This window comes from Trabulsiella odontotermitis (genome assembly GCF_030053895.1).
GTDB classification, from domain to species: Bacteria; Pseudomonadota; Gammaproteobacteria; order Enterobacterales; family Enterobacteriaceae; genus Trabulsiella; species Trabulsiella odontotermitis_C.
Genome location: NZ_CP125781.1, coordinates 1,006,814 through 1,026,551, shown reverse-complemented (window position 1 = coordinate 1,026,551; position 19,738 = coordinate 1,006,814). Strand labels below are relative to the sequence as shown.

The window sequence follows — 19,738 nt, the reverse complement described above, 5'->3', positions numbered from 1 at the left end:
AAACATGTGCTTATATCGCGCTCGCGCGTATTTTCACATTGAGGAGGTACTGCCATGCGTACAGATGTCATTTCACACGGCAAGAACGATCAAATGATGCGGCTCGCGCTTGAGCTTGTCAGTACTGAGTTAAAACGGAAAGTGACCATCCCGGCGCTGACCGGCTCAGAACTGAAGCAGTTGATGATGTGGCTTAAAGCGCTCAAGTAATTCCGGCGCTTGCGGAGCCTTCATTTTCGGGGTCGCCAGACTCCCGTACTCTCGTCGCCCCGCTAACTTCGTGGTTCCACCTCCACCCGGTTTATTCTCAGAATTTATTACATTAATAAATTGCCCGCTAATTTATGGAATGCCGAAATAAAAAAGAGAGCCATTACGGCTCTCTTTACTTTTAGCGCAGGGGTATTTTCCCCATTCCCTGTATCTGTCTTATTTTGCTGCTTTCAGCTGAGCAGTCACCTGCTCCATTGCATCCAGAGCTGGTTTGCAAGCCTGCTCCTGAGATTCAGCCGGAAGTGTGGTAATTTGTGTTTTACTTTGCTCAAACTGCGTTTTCAACGTATCAACTTGTGCTTTCGCTTCCGGGTGCGCTTTCGCCATTTCAATAAAGTTTTCAACGGAGTCAAAGTACTTCTGGCAAGTCGGACTCACATCAGCTGCGTAAGAAGCCGACGCAGCAGAAACTAACAACATTGCTAATAATGCTTTTTTCATAAATCCCTCAATGATAAATGTAGTGAGTCAGAACACGTCATCCTGACAAATAAAATTCTATTTATAGCGACTCGTTATTTCCTTGTCGCATGTCACATTCCCCGGGGATATAAAAAAGCTGAAATAATAAGGTCACTTTGGGATTTTCGATCAAAATAAATCTTTTAAATAAATAATAAAAACGGATTATTCATAAAAGATGGTAAATAATCCGATCTCAGCATTCATTCTGATTTAAATTTTCATCTTTTTTCTTACTGCGGATCTGTTGCAAACAGCCAGCGGGTTTCCAGAACCAGCGGCGCATCGGGCGTCACGCAGTCAGGATCACGGTTGATACCATCGGGTGCCTGCGTCAGCGGATTCACGCAGGCCGCATCTGGTTGCTTATCAAACACCACCAGGCTGTGTGCCGGCGAAGTCATATGCATCTGCAGACGTCCGGGCCAGCGCAGCATAACATCCACGCCCTGATGGAAACCGAACGCATCGTCCCATGGCCCCGGGCGAGGTGGGATCCGCCTGCCGGTTGGCAATTCGTTGTCACCCGGCTCCTCCAGCCAGTCCGGCGAAAATTCAATCTGCAACGCTTCACCGCCAACGATTTTATTAAACCACGGGTGCCAGCCCGCAGACGCTGGAAAACGCCCCTGCGCGGAGCGGATCACCAGCCGCAGACAAACGGCGTCGTTATCCAGCGAGATAGTGTATAGCACGTCGCCCGCCCACGGCCACGGATGCCCGAGCGTCATACGCAGCGTTACCCGGCTGGGGCTTCGCTCCACCACTTCCCAGGCGGTATAGCAGGCCATACCGTGCAGCGCATGCGGTGGTTTATTGGCCGGTAATGGATACGCATGTCCGCCGAAAACCAGCGTGGCGTTACCGAGCCGCCCGGCCCACGGCACCATCGGAAAACAGCCATACTGGAAAGCGCGTCGCTCCGAATGCCACTGACGCAACACCTCCATGCCAAACGCCTGGAGCGATGTGATGCGCGCGCCATCCTGTGCATTGACGTGCAGCGTCAGATGGCCTTGCTGAAGAACGATGATGTCACCCTGCGGGCCTGGCCAAGGGGCGTCAAATGCACGCAGCAGCGCCAGCCGGTGATCGGTCGAAAAGTCTTTGTTCATAGTGAGGTTCCCTGGTGATGCGAAAGCGGTTTATCCTGCCCGGCGTGATCCGGCGTCTGGTGCGGCGTAATGAGCCAGACACAAACAAACGACAACACCGAGATAAGGAACAGGAACAGCGCGACATACCACGGCTCGCCATCGCCCAGGGCCAGCAGACTGGAGGCAATCAGCGGACTCATTCCGCCGAGAATCGCGGAAAACTGGTAGGCAAATGACAGTCCGGTGTAGCGCACATGGGTGCCGAACATGCGGGTAAACAGCGTCGGCTGCACGGCGAACATCATCGTCGGCCCGAGGTTGTAACCGATAATCATGCTGCACCAGATAATCAGTGTGCTTTTGGTGCCGAGTAGCAGAAAGAATGGAAACGCGAACAGAACGCAGAACCCGGCGCCCAGCAGGTAGATTTTTCGCTGGCCGACGCGGTCTGAAATCCACCCCATTAGCGGGCAACACAGAATACCGATGGCGGAGGCGATCAGCATCCCGGTCAACGGGATATCGCGCGACAACGCCAGTTGGCTGGAAATATAGACAATGCCGAACGCATTGATGATATTTGATGACACGCTTTCCGCCAGCCGCGCACCCAGCGCCAGCAAAATGTTGCGCGGGTGATGGCGAAACAGCTCGAACAGCGGCAGGCGGGATTTCTCCTTCGTTGCTGGTTTACGCTGTTTCTGGAAATCGAGCGTCTCTTCCGTATGCAGGCGAATAAACATTCCCACCGCCAGCATCACCGATGACAGCCAGAACGGAATGCGCCAGCCCCAGGAAAGGAACTGCTCCTGGGTCATGAAGTGGTTACAAAGCGCAAACACACCGGTTGCCAGCATGATCCCCGCTGAAGCTGCGGTCTGCGGCAGCGAGCCAAGAAAACCACGCTTCGATTCTGGCGCTGATTCAATGGTCATTAATGCCGCGCCGCCGTATTCACCGCCGAGGCCAAAACCCTGGATCAGGCGCAGCAACATCAGCGTCAACGGCGCCCAGACGCCAATCTCTTTATAGGTCGGGATGAAGCCAATCAGAAAGGTCGAGACGCCAACGATACCGAGCGTCCAGATGAGGGTCATTTTTCGCCCGACTTTATCGCCGAAATGGCCGAAAACGATGCCGCCCAGCGGACGCGTCAGAAACCCCACGCCGAAGGTGGCAAAGGCAGCTATCAACCCAATCCAGGGGTCACTGTCGGGAAAAAAGAGCGGGGCAAACACCAGACCGGCAGCCGTACCGAAGATAAAAAAGTCGTACCACTCCAGTAGCGCGCCGGCAAAGCTGCCCATCACGACGCGTCGCATCGCTTTACCGCTCAGCCCGCTGTGGGTTATTTCAGACATCGTATTCTCCTCCGTGTCGGCGAGAAGCAGACGAGGCGCGCTGGTACCTGCCAGCGCGCCTTATTATTATTTTTCCAGCTCAGCGAGTACCTGGGCGTCCTCCGCATCGACATTGGCGCCCAGCGGTTCCCATTTAATCAGCACGCAGGTGATGAACCCGATGAACGGCACCAGCGCCAGCCAGTAGAAGGCATCGGTATTCAGGCTTCCCCACAGCATGGGCCAGAAAATCAACCCGGCGATCGCCCCGGTACGCATAATAGCTCGCGCGAAACCGACGCCGGTCGGGCGAATAGATGGCGGATAAGAGAGTGTGGAGATGGTCATGCCCAGCCCGCCCGGCCCTGCAGAATGGAAGAAAATAATCGCGCCCAGCAGCCCGAGCGACAGCCACGGGTTGGTCGTCGCCAGCGAGCCCAGCGCCAGCAAAGCCAGGGTGACAAAGGCGAAGCCATACATGGACTGTAAACGGGTACCAAAACGCTGAAGGATTAACGAACCGATAAGCCCGCCGGTGATCCCGCACAGCGCGTTCACCACCGCCGATCCCGACAGCGCGCCCGCCAGCCCACCGCTGAGAATGCCTGCCAGCGTTAACGGCAAATAAACCCCAACCGCGTTGTATTGCCACGCCTGCATGGTGGCGACCACGCAGCCCAGAATGGTGCGTTTACGGTAGCGATTATTAAAGAGAATGCCATAACCGCCACGGATTTTAGTTTCCGGTTTCTGCGCTACATCGACGATGGACTCCGCCACCACTCGCGCCTGCACGCCATACCGTTTTTGCAGAATGGCACAAGCCTCTTCATAGCGCCCGACACGCGCCGCCCACATCGCCGATTCGCCGATAAAGACATAGCGCAGCACCATAAAGATGACTGCGAAGATGGCCCCGACAAAGATGCCGTAACGCCACAGCTGTTCTTCGGCTACCCCCGCAAACAGCAGGGGCAGCAGCACCAGATAGACCACCGTCGTGGAGACATACCAGGCCATCTGCCAGAGGTTAACCGAGGTGCCGGTTTTCTTCGATGTGGAGCCACGTAATTCCGCCACCGCGTTCGTCGCCAGCGGGAAATCGATCCCCAGACCAAAGCCCATAATGACGCGGCACACCAGCACCCACCAGATATTCGGCGCGACCGCCACCAGCGCGGCGCCCAGCGTACAGAGCGCCATGCCGATGAGAAATGCGCGACGCTGACCAAAGCGGTTAATCACCCGGTTTGCCAGCAGCCCGCCGATAAGCGCGGCCACCAGCACTGAGGCGTTGACCGTTGCGGCAAGGCCCGGCGAAATGCCGAACTGCGCGGCGATATATTTATTGCCAAACCCCACCATCGCCGCCTGATAAGCGTCGATCAGGATCCCGCCAAGGGCGATAAAAATGATCCAGATGTTGGCATTTACCGCGTTATTTTTATTGACGATATCAATAACATCCTGCGGTCTGCTGACCGGGTAAGACACTGGACTGGTGATGTGACTCATCGCAGCCTCCTGTTGCAAAAATTGTAGGGCGGCACCGCGCGAGGCGGTGCCCGCAGAGGTCAAAAATCAATGTCTTCAAACTGCAGCATGACTTTTATTGAGTCATTTTGCTGCGCACGCGCAAAGGCGCTTTCGGCTTCGCTGACCGGGAAAAGATCGGTCACCAGCTCGCGAGTATCGAAACGTCCGTCGGCCAGCCATTCGATCACTGCGTCGAAATCCGCCGGAACGTACATGCCGGAGTTGAGCAGATCACGTTCGAAACGCTGCATCATCGGCAGCGGAATTTCACGCGGGCCGCTTGGGACGCCCATGCACACCACCGTGCCGCCAGCGTAAACGCGGGTGCAGGCTTCATTCAGTGTGGCCTGCGCGGCAACGACGTCGATAACGCCGGTGAAGCGGGCATCGGCATCCAGTTCGCCTGGTGCCCAGACCGCCGCCGCGCCCAGTTTCAGCGCCAGCGCACGTTTGGCGCTGTCCGGCTCAATGACCGTTATACGTCCGGCGCCCATAATGCGCAGTGCCTGCACAATCGACAGCCCGATGGTGCCTGCGCCAATCACCAGCACATCTTCCCGCGCGGCGTCCGGCATCCGGTTGACGCAGTGGCGCGCACAGGCGGCAGGTTCAGCAAACGCCAGCACCTTCAGGGGTAAGGATGGCGGTGCGACATGGCAGTTACGCGCCGGGACGATGTGTTGTGAGCGGGCAAACCCCGGCGCGCGGAATCCGGCAACCTGCGGCGGCTCGCAGAGGTTAAAGCGCCCGGCTTTGCAGGCCCGGCATTCCATACAGGCCATGATCGGGTCAACCACCACATGGTCGCCCGGCCTGACATTACTGACGGCGTTGCCCACTTCCAGCACCCGTGCAGCGATTTCATGCCCTGGCACAACGGGCGGTTTAGCGAAAGGATGTCCGCCTTTCAGGACGTGAAGATCGGAACCGCAGATGCCATAAAACACAGGCGCGATGCGCACTTCGTTCGGCTTAAGCGCCTGATGCGGTTGTTCAATATACTGAGTCGTGACCTTCCCGATGTCGGAAAAGAGCACTTGCGTAATTTTATCCATGGTTATTCTCCAGGAGCGCTGACATCGCGAGGATTAGCGCTGAGCCATACCTTCATCAACGATTTCTGCCAGACGCTGCAGGCGCGGCACGGAAACATCGCGAAGCATTGTTTGTGGATCCTGCGCACCGATAACCGACGCCCATACCGCGCGACCGGCGAGGAAACCGGAAGCACCGCCTTGCATCGCAATACGCACCGCGCGGCCAAAAATGTCAGCCTCCACGCCGGACGAGAGAATGACCCACGGCATTTTCATGCGATCGTTCAACTTCTGGCAGGCCGCCAGCAAAGTGCTCGCCTCACCTTTACCGCCCAACGGCATCTCGGCTTTATAGAGATCGGCCCCGGTGTCGCCCAGTTCCGCCGCTGCCGCAATAATGGCCGCTTCCCGATCAAACGCGGCACCCCGACGTGGCGGACGCACCACCGGCTCAATAATGCTGACCAGCCCGGCGCTCCGGCAGCGTTCAACGAAGGTATCGACCATCGCCAGGCGCTGCTCCGCCGGTTCATCCTGACGCCACAGCACCAGCAGTTTCATGGCTTTTGCACCCATTGCCCGCGCGGCATGCGGATCGATGTCCATGTCGATGTCGACGCTATCCACCGGAATGCCGTTGCCCGGCAGGAAACGGTCAGCCGCAACGATCAGCCCGCAGGTTTCAGCCACTGCGCCCTGGGCGACAATCTCATCAAGACAAAACTGTTTGTCCGCCAGCACGGCTGAGGCCCACGGCGACAGAATACGGGTCGCCGCCACTTTAAATTCAGTCAGTACGCTGTCGGCAACTGGCGTCGGCTGGCCTGCGGCCTGGAACATCAGGCGCATGGCTTCACGCTGATCCACCGCCAGCATGGCAAAACCGCCACCCGGTCGGGCGATATCGTTCAGGCTGTAAGGACTCTTCTGGTTAGACATATTTACTCCCGTTGTAGACTAAAAATTACTGTACGTCCGTGCGCCCCGCCAGGTGGCGAACCTGCGACAGCAGCGCGCTCCAGTCCTGACGGCCACGCCCGTCTTCGCTGGCGGAACGATAATAAAGTTCGGCGACTTTCCCCATGCCGAGCGGCGCGCCTGTCTGTTGCGCAACGTCCACCGCGATGCGCAAATCTTTGAGCGCCAGATCAACCATAAACGCCGGGGAGAGATCGCCCTTCAGCACTTTGCCCGGCCAGGTGGTGGTGAAGTGCCCCTTCCCTGCGGCGGTACCGCTCATCACCCTGATGGCGACGTCGAGCGACAGCCCCAGCGATTCGCACAGCACTGCCGCTTCGGCAGAGAGTGCGTTGAGCGCGATGCTCATATAGTTGTTAATCAGCTTCACGCGGATCCCCATGCCCGGCCCGCCTGCTTCCACCAGCTCCGACCCCATGCACATCAACACCAGGCGAGCTCGTTCAACCTGCTCTGCCGTACCGCCCGCCAGAATCAGCAGGGTGCCATCTTTGGCGTTATCCGAGGTGCGCCCCACCGGCGCGTCCATCATGGCGATGCCACGGTCGTGCAGCTCTGCAATGAGCGCGTCCGTTTGCAACGGGTGGATGGTGGACATGTCGATCACCAGCGACTGTGGTGAGGCGGTATCGCAAACACCATCAGCGCCGGTCAGTACCTGGCGCACGATGTCGCCGTTCGGCAGCATGGTGATAATGAATTCCGCCCCCTTTGCCGCTTCTGCGGGCGTATGTGCCGCTGTTGCGCCGTTATCTACCAGCTGACGCACCGCGTCCGGGTTCAGGTCGAACACCCGCAACTGATGGCCTTTCGCCAGTAAATTACTGGCCATGGGGCTTCCCATCTGACCCAGCCCAAGAAACGCGATCGTTGTCATAACGCTCTCCTGCTAATGAGTGGTAAAAAAGTCACAAATAAGGAATCACTCTCGTCTGTTTTTGAGCATATTTGTAATTTCTGGTTAAAAACATGACATTCATCACCAATCTGATCATTTGTGTCATTAAAATGAGCATTAACAAACAAAAAACTAAGGGAGTTAACAGAGATGACCAGAATTGCATGTGTTGGCATCGCCGTGCAGGACAGGATCTACAGCCTTGCCAGCCTGCCCACAGAAGGTGGCAAATATCAGGCGAATGAATACCTGGAGACCGGCGGTGGCCCGGCAGCGACGGCGGCGGTGGCTATCGCCCGGCTCGGTGCGGAGGTGGATTTTATTGGCCGCGTAGGGGATGACAGCTGTGGTCAGACGTTACGGCTTGAGCTGGCGCAGTGGGGCGTGAACACGCGCTACTGTCGTGTATTTCCTGGCGCACGCTCGTCGCAGTCCGCCATTCTGGTTGACCAGCAAGGGGAACGCATTATTGTCAACTACCCCAGCCCCGATTTGCCGCAGAACGCAGACTGGCTGGAGGACATTGATTTTTCCTGTTACGACATGGTGCTGGCGGATGTACGCTGGCATGACGGTACCGCGCGGGCATTTACGCTGGCGCGCAAGGCGAGCGTACCCACGCTGCTGGATGCCGACGTCACGCCGCAGGACATGACCCCACTGGTCGCTCTGGCCGATTACGCCGTCTTCTCAACGCCAGGTCTGGCGCGTATGAGCGGAAATAAGGAGCCGCGTCCAGGCCTGGCGCGAGCCGCGCAGCAGACCGATGGAACAGTGTGCGTGACGCAAGGCCAGGAAGGAACGCTGTGGCTGAACGGTGATCATTTCTGTCATCTGCCCTCCTTTTCTGTCAATGTTGTTGACACCACCGGCGCGGGGGATGTCTTTCACGGCGCGATGGCGCTGGCATTAGCAGAAAAAATGCCGCTGGAACAGGCTGTTCGGTTCTCATCGGCAGTGGCGGCGCTGAAGTGTACGCAACCCGGCGGACGCGCAGGCATTCCTAATCGTGATCAAACAGAGTCATTTTTGTCACTTTACAGGTAAAATAAGCACGTCCTTTTACGGAAGACTACAGGAGAGCGCATGAGTATTACCGAACTGACCGGGAATCCTCGACACGATCAGCTCGTTCATTACATTACTGAACGTGGCTATATGAACATTGAGGATCTGGCGCAACTGCTGGAGGTTTCGACGCAAACCGTGCGTCGGGATATCCGCAAGCTCAGTGAACAGGGACTGATTACCCGGCATCACGGTGGCGCAGGACGTGTTTCCAGCGTAATGAATATCGCGTTCGAACAACGCGAGCTGTCATTGACGCAGGAAAAGCGCGCGATGGCGGAAGCGGTTGTCGATTGCCTTCCTGAACGTTGTACTGTTTTCATCACCATCGGCACGACCGTCGAAGCCGTCGCCAGAGCGCTGCTGTCACGGCATGACATGCGCATCATCACCAACAGCCTGCGGGTTGCGCAGATCCTTTATAAGAATCCGGATCTGGAAGTGATGGTGCCTGGCGGCACATTGCGCGCCCATAACGGCGGCATTGTCGGTCCGGCGGCAGTAAATTTTATTGAGGATTTCCGTGCCGACTATCTGATCACCAGTATCGGTGCAATTGAGAGCGACGGAACGTTACTGGAATTTGACGTCAACGAAGCCACCATTGCGAAAACGATGATCGCCAACGCGCGTCATACATTGCTGGTAGCCGATCACACCAAGTTCCAGGCCTCAGCGGCGGTTTCCATTGGCAACGCGCGCAAGGTCAAAGCCTTTATCACCGATGCGCGTCCGCCAGCGGCATTCAGTCAATTGCTGGAGCAGGAAAAAATCGAGGTGATTGTTGCTGAACCGGATGAGTCCTGAAGATAAAAAAACGGCAGCCGTGATGCCATGGCTGCCGCGTTGCGTTCCGGTGATTATGCGCTGACCGGACGCGCCGCCATGATCCGGCTGTAGGTGTAAACGCTGAGCCCACCGAGGATAGCGACAACGCCAAGTACCGTAAAACCTGGCACATACGAACCGCTCCAGGATTGCAGATACTGCACCACAAACCCGGCCGTCGTTCCCCCGAGCCCCGCGCCCACGCCGTTAATCACCCCGGCTGCCGGCCCTACCGCTGATTTCTTCACGCTGGAAGTAATAATCGACCAGATATTGGTGGTGTAGCAGCTGGTAAACCAGGCGATAGCTAAGGTAATCAGCGCCAGTTTACCGAATGGACTGTCGATGAACGGCAGCGCGATTAAAAACAGCCCCGCCGAACCAAGCCCGCAGGCGGCAATGAGACCGCGTTTTTGCGTTCTGTCGCTGTACCACGATACCGGGATCGCCAGCAGAATCGCTAAGAAATACGGTAACGCACTCGCCGCGCCCTGTGAAAACCCGCTGAAACCCAGTGACAGCACGGCCATCGGGATAAACAGCGTGATCCCCCAGAACAGCATGCCGTTCGCAAAATAGCTGAACACCAGCAGCAGGAACGGGGCGCCGCCGAGATCGCTGAAGCTGATTTTGCCGCCAGCAGGTTCCGGCTCTGCCACCGGTTCATCCGGTGCAGAAGCCTTGTCCGGGCTGTTTTTCAGGAACGCGAGGAACATCGGCACCACAATAAAGACACCCATGCCGCCGGTAATGTAGAACACCCATTTCCAGCCGAGGTGATCGAAGATCGGCGTCAGGATGATAAAGCCCAGGCTCAGCGCCAGGAACTGACCGTAAAACTGGATCAGGTTGGTGCCGCGGGTAATCTCATCTTTATTAAACCAGGCTCTGGCGAAACGGAATTGTTGCGGCCAGTAAATCCCTTCGGCAATCCCCAGAATGATGCGGAACGCAATCAGCAGCGCTGCCGAGGTGATCCACGCCGTCATAATCTGGACGACCGACCACAGGAACACCATGGTGACGATGGTGATTTTAGGATTCAGGCGGTTCGCCAGGAAGCCGCCAAAGAAGTTCGCCAGCGCATAACCAATCAGAAAACCGGTCAGCGCCAGACTTTTTGTCGCCGCACCATCAATGCCGAGCTCTTTCTCCATGCCGGGCAGCGCGATAGAGAGGTTTGAACGATCAAGGTAGGCAACAAACAGCCCCACCATCAGCGTGACGCCAATTCTGAACCATTTCGATTTAAACATTTTTCTCTACCTTTTATTTCAGCGCGTAATGGTCAAGCATGTCAGGATCGACCTCAATGCCCAGTCCGGGTTTATGCGGCACCGTCATCACCGGGCCGATATCCAGATCGGTTAACTTGTCGCGGAAGATATTGGGCGCGCGATCGAGCTCCAGCCGTGCTGGCTCTTTCGCCATCCGCGGTACCGCCGCCGGAAGCGACGCCATTACGTGCAGCGTGGCTGCCAGCGAGATGCCCGAGCCCCACTGATGCGGATAACACTCAACGCCATAAGCGGTAGAAAGCGCGGCGATGTTGAGGATTTCGCTGATACCGCCGCAGGCGGCGACATCCGGCTGGGCGATGTCCACGCAGTCGGCTTCGAGGAAACGACGGAAACCAAAGCGGGTGAACTCCGATTCCCCGGCGGCGAGTTTCATCGGGAACTGCTGCTTAAGCTGGTGATAGGCTGCCGTGTCGTCCGGTAAAATGGGTTCTTCGAACCAGCTAATGTCGTATTGTTCAATTGCCTGGGCGAATTTCAGCGCTTCATGAGTGGTATAGGCGCGGTTAGCGTCCACGGCGAGCGTGGCGTCAGGGCCAATCAGTTCACGCACGCGTGCCACGCGCTTAATATCTTCCGCCAGCGTCAGGGCGTCGACTTTCATTTTGAAATGTTGATAGCCTTCATCCAGCCCATTTCTGGCGTCGATATCGATTTGCCGGAAATCATCTGTCGGCGAGTAATAAAAGCTGGATGCGTAGGCTGTAATTGGCGTTTCGAGATCCGCGCCCAACAATTCGGCAATCGGCTTGCCGGTAGCTTTGCCAAAAATATCCCACAGCGCGATATCAATGCCCGACAGCGCAGTAATGGCAATGCCTTTCCTGCCAAATTCCCGCGTCCGGTTGTACATCTCTTCCCATATCACCCGACGCTGCAGCGGGTTTTTGCCTTTCAGTAACGGCGCAAACAGTTCGTTAATCAACGCGGCATTCGCCTGTGCCGGACCAAAACATTCGCCCCAGCCGGTAATGCCTTCGTCGGTTTCCACTTCAACGATACAAATTGCTCGTTTATTCCAGAACCATTGTGACATGCCAAATTTCTCTGGCAGCTCGTCTGTAATTACCCTGGTATTGATGGATTTAATTCTCATAATATCCTCTCGTCCGTCAGGCGGTTTCCCTGACAATCAGTGAAAATGGCAAGAGAGTGATCCGTGCTGCATTGCTCTCATTTTCTTTTCTGAGCGTAGTGATTATTTCTTTCGCGGCGGTACAGCCAATGTCATAGGTCGGTTGCGCCACGACAGTCAGCGGGTTTTTGAGGATCTCTGACCATTCGGTTTCATCAAAACCGATCAAGGAGAAATCCTCCGGGATCCGCTTATTCAGCGCTTTCGCCGCCTGCACCACATGCAGTGACAGCAACCCGTTCCCGGTAATAATGGTGTGGTTTTGCGAAGAACGGGCGGTCAACGTTTCCAATGTGTTCATGACATGCTCGCGATCGATCACATCAAATTTGACGCATTCAAAGGCAATATGTGAATACGCGCTTAACGCGGCAAAACGTCCGAACGTGTCGACTCTTTCAATACGGGGTGAAACATTCCCTGGTGCTGGCGTTAAATAACTGACACGCCGGCAATTTGTTTTCAACAGGTGTTCAAGGGCGAGTTTAACGCCCTGCGCGTTATCTGCCGCGACACTGCTGATGTTGCTGTTTTTAATCTTTCTGCCGATCAATACGACGGGGTGTTCTAAGGAAATTCCCTTAACAAATAGATCATTCTCGCCGGTAGTGTTGAGAATAAACCCATCAACGCCGCGGTTGACCATCTCTTCGATATAGTTACGTTCTCTGGCCCCGGAGTTTTTCGCATCGCAAATAAAAATCTTGTACCCTTCCTGCGAGCAATATTCCTCTATACCCCGCAAGACATCCATCGAGTACGGGTTAAAAATATCCGCCATAATAACGGCAATAGTTTTACTTTCCTGGCTGCGTAATGACCGGGCAATATTATTTGGCTGATAACCAATACTCTCAATCGTACTGGCAATCTTCTGGCGGGTACTTTCACTCATAGACTGATATTTCCCGTTCAGAAAGCGGGAAATCGTTGCTGTCGATACACCGGCCATGTTCGCGACATCTTTAATTAGCAGTTTCTTTTTCATGATTTGCATTTTAGGTAATCGATTACCTAAATATACAGTGCAACGAAAAAGCGTCTGTGATTTTGATCGCAGATCGGGGAATGGTAAGGAGAAGATCGACAGGATCGGCGGTAGCGAAATGCATCACTGCTTCACGCATTTTTTATAGGGTCATTTACAAAAATTATCTTTTACCTTATCGTTGTACTTCATTTTCCTACGATTTTTGGCTGAAGGATAAGACACAGGCACTACGCCAGGGTCAATACACGGATCGTTTGCTGCGAGTCATCTCGTTTCCCCAGCCTCTCCGACCGTGCGTTCTCTTCCTGGCAGCGCAGCGCCTTTGTTTTATGTTTTTCCATATTGAATTTGTTCACACCATTTCCCGGTGGGAAATGTGGTGCGTTTTATAAGGAATGGCGCTTTGCGCTATTCAATACTTAAAGGAAATTAAATGATGATTGCCAGAAAAATAATCGTAAGTTCGCTCTGTCTTAGCGCTTTATTCCTCACCGGCTGCGCGAAAGAATCTTCTCGTTCTGTCGAAGTCGCGAAAGTCGCCACTTACCAGACGGCCTGGCAGGGTCCACGCAGCCCGATATCCGTCGGGAAATTCGATAACCGTTCAAGTTATATGAATGGCATATTTTCTGATGGTGTCGACCGGTTAGGTAATCAGTCGAAAACTATTTTGATTACTCACTTACAGCAAACTGGCCGTTTTAATGTACTGGATCGCATGAATATGGAGGAGATCAAAGCTGAAGCAGACATCAGCGGTAAGAGCCAGCAATTAAAAGGCGCGACCTTTGTGATCACCGGTGATGTGACGGAATTCGGTCGTAAAGAGACCGGTGACAGGGCGCTGTTTGGCATTCTGGGTCGCGGCAAATCGCAGGTGGCTTATGCGAAAGTCGCTCTGAATGTCGTCAATGTTAAAACATCAGAAGTGGTTTTTTCTTCACAAGGCGCGGGTGAATACGAGCTGTCTAATCGTGAAATTCTTGGTTTCGGCGGGACCGCCAGCTATGACTCCACGCTGAACGGCAAAGTACTGGATCTTGCCATTCGTGAAGCCGTAAACAATCTGGTTGCCGGTATTGAGAACGGTAGCTGGAATCCGTCAAATACAAATTAAAAGGAAAGGATGATGGCATATTTAAACAGGATCGCTGCTGGCGCAGCAGTATTACTGCTTGCAGGTTGCGCAAATCACGCACCGCAAAAGCTGTATACGTGGGATGGTTATGAGGACTCGGTTTATCACTATTACACCAATGAAAGCAGCGCCCAGGAACAAATCGCCTCATTACAGAAGTTGATTGAAATGTCCCGTTCAAGCAACAAGCCTGTTCCCCCTGGTGTTCATGCGCAACTGGGAATGCTCTACAGCAACACCGGTAACGCAGACCTGGCGATGGCCGAATTTAATGCCGAAAAAACGCAGTACCCGGAATCGGCTTCTTATATTAATTTCCTGACAGCAAAAAAATAAGGGACACAAAATGAAAGGATTATTCGCATTCTTCACCCTTGCGTTTGCACTGATATTAACGGGTTGCGCCACCAATAATAAACAACCGACGGACTATTCCGCGTTCAAAGAAAGCAAGCCGCGCAGCATTCTGGTCCTTCCGCCGAGAAATCAGTCACCAGAAGTCAACGCCAGCCACAGCTTCCTGAGTAGCGTCACCATGCCACTGGCTGAGTCTGGTTACTATGTGTTCCCGGTCGCCGTCGTGGAAGAGACGTTTAAACAAAATGGCGCGACCAATCCGGATGATATCAGCGCTATCCCATTGAAAAAACTGCACGATATTTTTGGTGCTGATGCGGTGATGTATATCACTATCACAGATTATGGTACTTCCTATCAGGTTGTGAATAGCGATACACGCGTAACGGCAACGGCACGTTTAGTGGATTTACGCTCAGGCAAGGAATTGTGGACAGGCGGCGCGACAGCCTCCACCAATGAAGGCCAGAGTAATAACAACGGCGGGCTGTTGGGAATGTTGTTAACGGCAGCAGTGACGCAGATTGCCAACTCAGCAACAGAGAAAGCGCATGACATCGCTCAGGTCACCAGTGTGCGTATGTTTAGCGCCGGGGCTGACGGTGCTTTGTTATATGGTCCACGCTCACCGAAATACGGGCAGACCGCACTGTAATCTTTTTTCCAGGACCGTCGACTTTCGACGGTCTTATTCACACCGACTCAACCTCGACAAGCCGTTGCGCCAGCGCAGCCATCTGATGTTCCGCAAAAACCTCAATGCCATGCTGACGCAGCAGCGCCGCCGCGACACCTTCGCCCGCGATCGTTTTACCCTGGAAAGTACCATCGTAGATGCGGCTGCTGCCGCAGGTCGGGCTGCCGTCGGTCATGATCGCAAAACGGCAGTGGTTTTCCTGTGCGGTTTTCAGCGCCAGCCAGGCCGCCAGCAGATAATGGGGGGTAACGTCACTACCGTCCACCTCGCGAATTTTCGCCCCCCCTGCCAGAGCATCCGCCCCCTGCCCGCCCGTCAGCTCGGCGGGCAGCCGCGGCGTTTCCAGCCCAGCGGCGAGTTCCGGACAGTGAACGATCAGCCTCTCTTCCTGTTGCCACCGCTCAAGCAATGCTGAACGTAACGGTTTGTCACTCTGGTTGTAGCGCACCGGAAATCCCATCAGACAGGCGCTTATCAGTATTTTCTCTTTCAACCCGCCGCTTTCCTTATACTTTGCCGGTCACTAAGCGCACCGGTTCGCCAAGCTCTTTCGCAAAAGCCGCGAGAAAATTTTCACTGAAGCGGGCGTTGATATTCCAGAACTGGAAACTCAAATTGCTGAATCCCCAGACAGGATCTGACATGAACGCCGGAAGGGGTGACGCTTGCTGACACGCGGGACAGATGACGTCATCATTTCCTTCGGCATTCCACCAGCTTTCAATGAGATCGTAATATTGCTCGCCGATGTCCTGGCCGCAGGCCGGGCAGATCGCCGAGGCTATCCCGCCCTGCCCGCTGTGATGCACCACTTTTAACTCGTCAGCGACTTTAATGGCCAGATAGCCATAGACCTGCTGATCGCAGTGGTCGGCAACCCAGGTAAAGAGGGGTAAATCCTCAGGCGTAATAATCTCTGCCGCATTTTTGGTGAGCCGGTATCCCAGCTCCCGGGTCAGAATACAGCCCGGAAGCGGGTTTCCCACCCACGTTTTTTCTCGCAACCAGGAAAGCATTCGTTTGCCCAGTGCACGCGCCTCTTCTTCAGGGATCATCACGCGTTCAGGGACAATGATGGTAAAACTATCGCTCATAGTCACTCCGTTCTGCCTGCTCTAATTCAGGATCGTGGCCTGTCGAAAGAAATATTCTTATTTTTACTTATTATGCCATTGCCATTCTGGCAAAAATGCCAAAATACCCACATAAAAAGCGATGTTAGCCTGCCTGGTACCAAACAGTCACACATATTTACATTCTGAAAAAGCTATTTTATAGTTCGAATGCCGCTCTGCGCTGGCACATCTCTTTTTTCTAAGGATAAGAAAATGAAACAAATTCTGGGTTTTGATTACCTGTTGACACCGAAACTGATGGTATTTTTATACTGGCTGTTTATGGTTCTGATCGTGGTGGGCGGCGTTTTCACTATGATTGGCGGTGAACTGCTTCGGGGGATCGTTGCCATTATCTTTGGCCTGATCGGCTGCCGGGTAATGTTCGAACTGATAATGATCGCATTTAAAAATAATGAATATCTGCGTCGTATCGCGGAAAATTCTGATAAAGCGGCACAGTAATAATGTACTGGCATTTATCTGTGTAACTCACAGGTAAATGCTATTTTATTATATTTACATTGTAATATTGATAACCAATAATAATTCACCGCAGTAAAAAAGAAATAAACACCAATTTCCCCTGCCGACTTATCTCCAATTTTCCGCTAAAAATCCTGACGTACGTTAAAGAAAATTAATTTTCCTTAAATATATTCATATAGTTACTGAGACCATTTACAAAATATACCCCTTACTTTACCGTTGCGCTCACTTCTCAAATTAATTTCCGCTTAAGGATACGAAATGGGCAGGAAGCCAGTACACGGATATTCCGTCGTCACGCGCCTCTTCTGTATCGCCATTCTGGCGGTAGCGTGCGTGCGCACCACAGCAGCGCCGCTGTCTCCGGCTGACCGCGATACTATTCAACAGCAGCAACAACAGTTGCTTGAGCAGAACCAGCGTCAGCGTGATGAACTGGATCGCAGCACGCCGCTGCCCCGCCCGTCAGCGCCTGCCGTATGGCTACGGTCTGCTCGACTACAGCTACAGCTGGAGCAATTACCTCAACACCATTGATAACAACGGCTGGCCATGGCGCTCAACTGGCGACAGCGAAACCCACCGGCTTACCGGCTCATGGGTGGTATTCCGCAATGGCGATATCAAAACGGGACTCACGACCGGCATCACGCACCGCATCAGTCGCAATTATCTCGATGACGTGCTGCTGGGCTCCAGCAGCCGCAAGCTCTCCAGCGTGATGCTCGGTATCAACCACACGCAAAAAGTGCTCGGCGGTGTGGCGACCCTCAACCCGTCTTTTACCCACGGCGTACCGTGGCTGGGGGCGGAGGACGATCACGACAAATATGGCGATGTGCCGAAAGCGGAGTTCCGCAAGTGGAGCCTCAACGGCAGCTTCCAGAGACCCGTCGCGACCGATCTCTGGTGGCTCAGCAGCGTTTACTTTCAGTGGTCACCGGACCGGCTATACGGAGCTGAACAACTCACTCTGGGTGGAGAAAGCTCTGTTCGTGGATTTAAAGAACAGTATCTCTCCGGCAACAATGGCGGTTATCTGCGAAATGAGCTGAATTATTCGCTGTTTACCCTGCCGTGGATGGGGCAAATCAGCGTGATGGCAGCGTGATAGCCTCCACCGGTCCGGCAGATAAAAACCGGCTGGATACCGACACGCTGGGTTTCGGCGACATTCACAACGAAGCTGACTACAAAACTGAGCACCAGGGCGCTGGCTTCAGTACAGGCGGCAATATCGGTAAGGAGTTCGCCGGAAACATGGCAAACACCCTGCTGGCTGGAGGTGGTAACAGCGGTCATGCAGAAGGTACCACACAGGCAGCGGTAAGCGACGGTACCATCATCATCCGTGACAAGGACAACCAGAAACAGGATGTGGCAGACCTGAGCCGCGACACGGAACATGCCAACGGCAGCATCAGCCCGATATTTGACAAGGAGAAAGAACAGAACCGCCTGCAGGAAATTCAGCTGATTGGCGAGATTGGCAGTCAGGCCATGGATATTGCGAGGACGCAGGGAGAGATTGCTAAAGCGAAAGCAATGAAAGACCCGGCAGCGCTGACGGCGGCGAAAGACAAGCTACTGGAGGAAGGTAACAGCAGTCCGACCACACAGGAAATCGCAGACCAGGCAGGCCGGACTGCCATGCAGAACTATGGTACCGGTAGTGATTTGCAGCGTGGTATTCAGGCAGCCACAGCGGCACTGCAGGGGCTGGCCGGCGGGAATATCGCCGGGGCACTGGCCAGGGCATCTGCGCCAGAGCTGGCGAACCTTATCGGTCATGGCATGGGGATTGATAATATGCTGCTGCGACGCCTGAACTGGCCGCAGCAGCACAGCAGTGCTGGCAGGGTGTCAATCAGCTGCAATACTTTGCCTGAATCAGGCAGGGATCCTTACTGTCGGTAAGAATGCAGCAGAGATTGCAGCAGCAAAAGCTGAGGTTACAGCGATGAATTCTGCGAAACCCGGTTGGTTGCAGAATGTTCAGGCCGGTAATAAGTTTAACGCAGAACAGTCTAAAAATTATCCGTATAATGAACTGTATGTAAACAAACCCAACGGAAACGGCTATTATCGTGTAGATTCGTATAACCCGGCAACAGGTGAGATAGTGTCGCGTAAGTTCACACAATTTGCAGATATTACAGAGGCTACGGCGACCAATTACATTCGGGAAGCTGTGAACAAGTATCCGGCTGGAGTTACAGTTGCAAATGTTCCCTCTAGCGGTGATCTTGGCGGTAGCTTACTGAAAGGGAAAAATATACTAGAAATCCCTCCACAGGTTAAACCTATCCCACAATCAATAATTGATACAGCCAGGAAATCCGGTGTGGTGATTCGTGATACAAATGGTAAGGTGTATAAATGAGTCAGAACGTTTATTATTGCAAAACATGGTCAATTGGATATAAGGAGCCAATTAACTTATGGGTGGAGAAAAAAGCCCTTAAAAAACATGAGGCTGGTGACTCTTATACAGTGCTCATTGGCTCTGATTCTACACCATCGTGTTTTATTAATATAATGAGGAATAGTGGGTGGGTAAGTGTAAGTTTTCTTGATGAGCATTTAAGAGAATATCTTCTTTATAATTTTCAGATACTGAATGTCGGAACATTGTTTCTATCGATGGCTGTTTATAGAGAGTTTGACGGTGATACTGACTTGGTTATCAATGGGACAACGTACCATTTTAAAGAAGATGGACATACTATAATTATAGAGGATAATATCTCGAATAATACATCGGAGAGGAGTGAAACTTACTCAGATGTGGCTGGGAATTATGATATATTCCCAGAGTTTGGGGAGTATGATTCTTTGATCCGAAAGGAACGATAAGTAATATACATCTTTAAAATGGCCTCTGGCTATTATAGAGGCTTTTTTATTCCAAGGATCGATAGCCTTCTTAACCAGAAATCTTGAATCCGCTCCGGCAGGCTATTTTTTAATGGCCTGCTTCTTACCTCAAAATTCGCTCCCT

The 19,738-nt window shown here is 53.5% G+C and carries 22 protein-coding genes and 2 pseudogenes; 12 read left to right on the top strand and 12 right to left on the bottom strand.

Going from position 1 to position 19,738, the window contains the following annotated elements; translation table 11 throughout:
- Positions 1 to 54 precede the first annotated feature (54 nt).
- Complete coding sequence (locus QMG90_RS05030) at positions 55 to 210, top strand: hypothetical protein (RefSeq protein WP_155483930.1); 156 nt, start codon at positions 55 to 57, stop codon at positions 208 to 210.
- 219 nt (positions 211 to 429) lie between these two features.
- Here the strand turns inward: QMG90_RS05030 and QMG90_RS05025 are convergent, their stop codons facing one another.
- The 7 genes from QMG90_RS05025 to yihU form a co-directional block, all read right to left on the bottom strand.
- Positions 430 to 714, bottom strand: coding sequence for a DUF5339 domain-containing protein (locus tag QMG90_RS05025; protein WP_283282853.1), 285 nt, complete (start codon positions 712 to 714; stop codon positions 430 to 432).
- A 254-nt stretch (positions 715 to 968) separates the two neighbouring features.
- Positions 969 to 1,850 carry an aldose epimerase family protein gene (locus QMG90_RS05020; protein WP_283282852.1) on the bottom strand — a complete coding sequence of 294 codons (882 nt, stop codon included), beginning with the start codon at positions 1,848 to 1,850 and terminating at the stop codon, positions 969 to 971.
- Positions 1,847 to 3,193: an MFS transporter gene (locus QMG90_RS05015; RefSeq protein ID WP_283282851.1), complete on the bottom strand. Its 1,347-nt coding sequence runs from the start codon at positions 3,191 to 3,193 to the stop codon at positions 1,847 to 1,849. The genes QMG90_RS05020 and QMG90_RS05015 overlap by 4 nt, the downstream gene beginning before the upstream one ends.
- A 66-nt stretch (positions 3,194 to 3,259) precedes the next feature.
- Positions 3,260 to 4,687 carry an MFS transporter gene (locus QMG90_RS05010; RefSeq protein ID WP_283282850.1) on the bottom strand — a complete coding sequence of 476 codons (1,428 nt, stop codon included), beginning with the start codon at positions 4,685 to 4,687 and terminating at the stop codon, positions 3,260 to 3,262.
- Positions 4,688 to 4,746: 59 nt separating this feature from the next.
- On the bottom strand, positions 4,747 to 5,763 hold the full coding sequence (locus QMG90_RS05005; protein WP_283282849.1) for a zinc-dependent alcohol dehydrogenase: 1,017 nt from the start codon (positions 5,761 to 5,763) through the stop codon (positions 4,747 to 4,749).
- Between the two features lie 33 nt (positions 5,764 to 5,796).
- The gene (locus QMG90_RS05000) at positions 5,797 to 6,684 is read right to left on the bottom strand and encodes an aldolase (protein ID WP_283282848.1); all 888 of its coding nucleotides are present in this window, start codon (positions 6,682 to 6,684) and stop codon (positions 5,797 to 5,799) included.
- Positions 6,685 to 6,709: 25 nt separating this feature from the next.
- Positions 6,710 to 7,600: a sulfolactaldehyde 3-reductase gene (yihU, locus tag QMG90_RS04995; RefSeq protein WP_283282847.1), complete on the bottom strand. Its 891-nt coding sequence runs from the start codon at positions 7,598 to 7,600 to the stop codon at positions 6,710 to 6,712.
- A gap of 171 nt (positions 7,601 to 7,771) precedes the next feature.
- Here yihU and QMG90_RS04990 point away from each other — a divergent pair, with 171 nt between their 5' ends.
- Together QMG90_RS04990 and QMG90_RS04985 are read left to right on the top strand one after the other, a co-directional pair.
- The gene (locus QMG90_RS04990; RefSeq protein ID WP_283282846.1) at positions 7,772 to 8,668 is read left to right on the top strand and encodes a sugar kinase; all 897 of its coding nucleotides are present in this window, start codon (positions 7,772 to 7,774) and stop codon (positions 8,666 to 8,668) included.
- A gap of 39 nt (positions 8,669 to 8,707) precedes the next feature.
- Entirely contained in the window at positions 8,708 to 9,496 is a 789-nt protein-coding gene (locus QMG90_RS04985) for a DeoR/GlpR family DNA-binding transcription regulator (RefSeq protein WP_283282845.1), read from the top strand.
- 53 nt (positions 9,497 to 9,549) lie between these two features.
- On the opposite strand, the gene QMG90_RS04980 is transcribed toward QMG90_RS04985, so the two are convergent.
- From QMG90_RS04980 to QMG90_RS04970, 3 genes are all read right to left on the bottom strand, one after another.
- Complete coding sequence (locus tag QMG90_RS04980) at positions 9,550 to 10,773, bottom strand: MFS transporter (protein WP_283282844.1); 1,224 nt, start codon at positions 10,771 to 10,773, stop codon at positions 9,550 to 9,552.
- 13 nt (positions 10,774 to 10,786) lie between these two features.
- Positions 10,787 to 11,851, bottom strand: coding sequence for a mandelate racemase/muconate lactonizing enzyme family protein (locus QMG90_RS04975; RefSeq protein ID WP_283282843.1), 1,065 nt, complete (start codon positions 11,849 to 11,851; stop codon positions 10,787 to 10,789).
- A gap of 76 nt (positions 11,852 to 11,927) precedes the next feature.
- Complete coding sequence (locus QMG90_RS04970) at positions 11,928 to 12,938, bottom strand: LacI family DNA-binding transcriptional regulator (RefSeq protein WP_283282842.1); 1,011 nt, start codon at positions 12,936 to 12,938, stop codon at positions 11,928 to 11,930.
- A 442-nt stretch (positions 12,939 to 13,380) separates the two neighbouring features.
- Between QMG90_RS04970 and QMG90_RS04965 the strand changes: the two genes are divergently transcribed.
- Genes QMG90_RS04965 through QMG90_RS04955 form a run of 3 tightly spaced genes read left to right on the top strand, consistent with a single transcriptional unit; the run spans position 13,381 to position 15,091 of the window.
- Complete coding sequence (locus tag QMG90_RS04965) at positions 13,381 to 14,058, top strand: CsgG/HfaB family protein (RefSeq protein ID WP_283283887.1); 678 nt, start codon at positions 13,381 to 13,383, stop codon at positions 14,056 to 14,058.
- A 12-nt stretch (positions 14,059 to 14,070) separates the two neighbouring features.
- Complete coding sequence (locus QMG90_RS04960; RefSeq protein WP_283283886.1) at positions 14,071 to 14,415, top strand: DUF4810 domain-containing protein; 345 nt, start codon at positions 14,071 to 14,073, stop codon at positions 14,413 to 14,415.
- 10 nt (positions 14,416 to 14,425) lie between these two features.
- Positions 14,426 to 15,091 carry a DUF799 domain-containing protein gene (locus tag QMG90_RS04955; protein ID WP_283282841.1) on the top strand — a complete coding sequence of 222 codons (666 nt, stop codon included), beginning with the start codon at positions 14,426 to 14,428 and terminating at the stop codon, positions 15,089 to 15,091.
- A 37-nt stretch (positions 15,092 to 15,128) separates the two neighbouring features.
- On the opposite strand, the gene QMG90_RS04950 is transcribed toward QMG90_RS04955, so the two are convergent.
- Both QMG90_RS04950 and QMG90_RS04945 read right to left on the bottom strand, forming a co-directional pair.
- Positions 15,129 to 15,626, bottom strand: coding sequence for a 2-thiouracil desulfurase family protein (locus QMG90_RS04950; protein ID WP_283282840.1), 498 nt, complete (start codon positions 15,624 to 15,626; stop codon positions 15,129 to 15,131).
- Between the two features lie 13 nt (positions 15,627 to 15,639).
- Positions 15,640 to 16,227: a hypothetical protein gene (locus tag QMG90_RS04945; protein WP_283282839.1), complete on the bottom strand. Its 588-nt coding sequence runs from the start codon at positions 16,225 to 16,227 to the stop codon at positions 15,640 to 15,642.
- Positions 16,228 to 16,461: 234 nt separating this feature from the next.
- Between QMG90_RS04945 and QMG90_RS04940 the strand changes: the two genes are divergently transcribed.
- The 6 genes and pseudogenes from QMG90_RS04940 (at position 16,462) to QMG90_RS04915 (ending at position 19,593) form a co-directional block, all read left to right on the top strand.
- Positions 16,462 to 16,713 (top strand): DUF4282 domain-containing protein, encoded by a 252-nt coding sequence (locus tag QMG90_RS04940; RefSeq protein ID WP_283282838.1) that lies wholly within the window; start codon positions 16,462 to 16,464, stop codon positions 16,711 to 16,713.
- A gap of 285 nt (positions 16,714 to 16,998) precedes the next feature.
- Positions 16,999 to 17,274: a hypothetical protein gene (locus QMG90_RS04935; RefSeq protein ID WP_283282837.1), complete on the top strand. Its 276-nt coding sequence runs from the start codon at positions 16,999 to 17,001 to the stop codon at positions 17,272 to 17,274.
- Positions 17,207 to 17,845, top strand: a pseudogene (locus QMG90_RS04930) (ShlB/FhaC/HecB family hemolysin secretion/activation protein); the annotation flags it as partial. The gene QMG90_RS04935 and the pseudogene QMG90_RS04930, both read left to right, overlap by 68 nt.
- Positions 17,836 to 18,546, top strand: a pseudogene (locus QMG90_RS04925) (VENN motif pre-toxin domain-containing protein); the annotation flags it as partial. The pseudogenes QMG90_RS04930 and QMG90_RS04925, both read left to right, overlap by 10 nt.
- A gap of 151 nt (positions 18,547 to 18,697) precedes the next feature.
- A complete protein-coding gene (locus tag QMG90_RS04920; RefSeq protein WP_283282836.1) occupies positions 18,698 to 19,120 on the top strand; it encodes a hypothetical protein in 423 nt (140 codons plus the stop codon).
- Positions 19,117 to 19,593, top strand: coding sequence for a hypothetical protein (locus QMG90_RS04915; protein ID WP_283282835.1), 477 nt, complete (start codon positions 19,117 to 19,119; stop codon positions 19,591 to 19,593). The genes QMG90_RS04920 and QMG90_RS04915 overlap by 4 nt, the downstream gene beginning before the upstream one ends.
- The last annotated feature ends 145 nt before the right edge of the window (positions 19,594 to 19,738 follow it).